Source organism: Streptomyces anatolicus, assembly GCF_019400875.1.
Lineage (GTDB): Bacteria > Actinomycetota > Actinomycetes > Streptomycetales > Streptomycetaceae > Streptomyces > Streptomyces anatolicus.
Genome location: NZ_WMBF01000796.1, coordinates 1 through 1,616 on the forward strand (window position 1 = coordinate 1; position 1,616 = coordinate 1,616).

Annotated in this window: 1 protein-coding gene and 1 pseudogene; both read right to left on the minus strand. The window is 70.6% G+C overall.

Going from position 1 to position 1,616, the window contains the following annotated elements; translation table 11 throughout:
* On the minus strand, window positions 1-191 hold a 191-nt coding region (locus tag GKQ77_RS32540), incomplete at its 3' end, for a hypothetical protein (protein ID WP_219692751.1).
* Between the two features lie 168 nt (window positions 192-359).
* A pseudogene (locus GKQ77_RS32545) lies at window positions 360-1,616 on the minus strand (D-alanyl-D-alanine carboxypeptidase); the annotation flags it as partial.

A 1,616-nucleotide genomic window follows, 5' to 3' on the forward strand; every position in this document is an offset into this window, starting at 1 on the left:
GGGTCTACGTCTGCGGGGTCCGCGGGGTCCGCGTCCGCCGGGTCCGCGTGGTCGGGGGCCGGGGAGGGCCGCGGTATTCGCGCGCTCCTGCCCGCCGTTCCGCGTTCGTCGCTGTCCTGCTGGTCGGCGCCGCCGCCGTACCGCCGCTGGTCGGCGTTGTCGTCGGCGCGCGTCGGCTCCGTTGTGGCCACTGGAGGCTCTCCCCGTGTCGTCCTGTCCCGGGGCGAGACCGGCGAGGGGGGTCCGTCCCGGAACACCCCGTCCTCGGCCCCGGCGTACTGCCCCCCGAGCTTGTGACGCTAGCACGCAGACGCGCGGGGAGGCCCGGGGGCGGGGGCCTCCCCACGCGGGGGTGCGGCTCAGCCGACGCGCTGCAGCTTGGCGCCGAGGCCCGGTTCCGCGAGGTCCTTCTGGAGGGCCACCGGCACCTCCACGGCCTCACCCTTGCCGTCGCCGACGCTCAGCACGCCGACCTTGGTCCCGGCCTTCGCCGTGTGCGGTACGGGCTTGCCCTTGCGCTCGTCCAGCATCAGCTTCACGGTCAGCCCGGACCAGCCCACCGCGGAGACGTCCTTGGTGGCGACGACCGGGGTCGTGCCGCCCAGGCCGTCGTCGACCTGGCCCACCACGTCGCCCTTCTTCACGATGGTCTTGGCGGTGAGCGCTTCCTTGCCCGCCTCGATGAGCTTGCGGGTCACGCCGGTGACCTCGTCGATGTTGGCGACGCCGTTCTTGCCGTACTGGCCGAGGGCGGCGCCGATGATCGTCTGCGTCTCGCCGCCGACCTTCCGCTCCGCGGCGAAGAGGATGTTGCCGCCCGCGGCCGTGGTGGTGCCGGTCTTGATGCCGATGGCGACGGTCGGGACGAGGCCGAAGTAGTTGTTCTGCTGCTCGCCGTTGAGGTCCTTGTAGCTGGGCTGGCGGGAGATCTCGTTGAAGACCGGGTTCTCCATCGCTGCGCGGCCGAGCTTCACGAGGTCCTCGGCGGTGGAGACGGTCGTCTTGTCCAGGCCGCTGGGGTCCGTGTAGTGGGTGTTCTTCATCCCCAGCTCCTTGGCGGTCTTGTTCATCTTCGCGACGAACGCGTCCTCGGAGCCGCTCTTGGTGTCCCAGCGGGCGAGCAGCTTGGCGATGTTGTTGGCGGACGGCAGCATCACCGCTTGCAGCGCCTCGTACTCGGTGATCTTCTGCCCCTCGGTGACCTTGACCACCGACTCGTTCTCCGGCTTGCCCGTCTCGTAGTGCTTCTGCGCGGCGGCGTCGACGGGGATCTTCGGGCCTTCCTTGCCCTTCTCCAGCGGGTGGTCGCGCAGGATCACATAGACCGTCATGACCTTGGCGATGCTCGCGATCGGTACGGGCTTCTGCTCACCGGAGGTCCCGAACGAGCCGAGCCCGTTGACGTCCATGGCGGCCTGTCCCTGGGACGGCCACGGCATGGACGGCTTGGCGCCCTCGAAGGAGACGGACTCCTGGGCGGTGAGCTTCAGGGTGGGCTCGGGCAGCGGCCGCACGGCCTGTACGACCGCAAAGACGACGACCAGGAGCAGCACCAGCGGCGTCCAGATCTTGACCCGGCGCACGGCGGTGCGGACGGGGGTCTCGGGCGGCGGCGG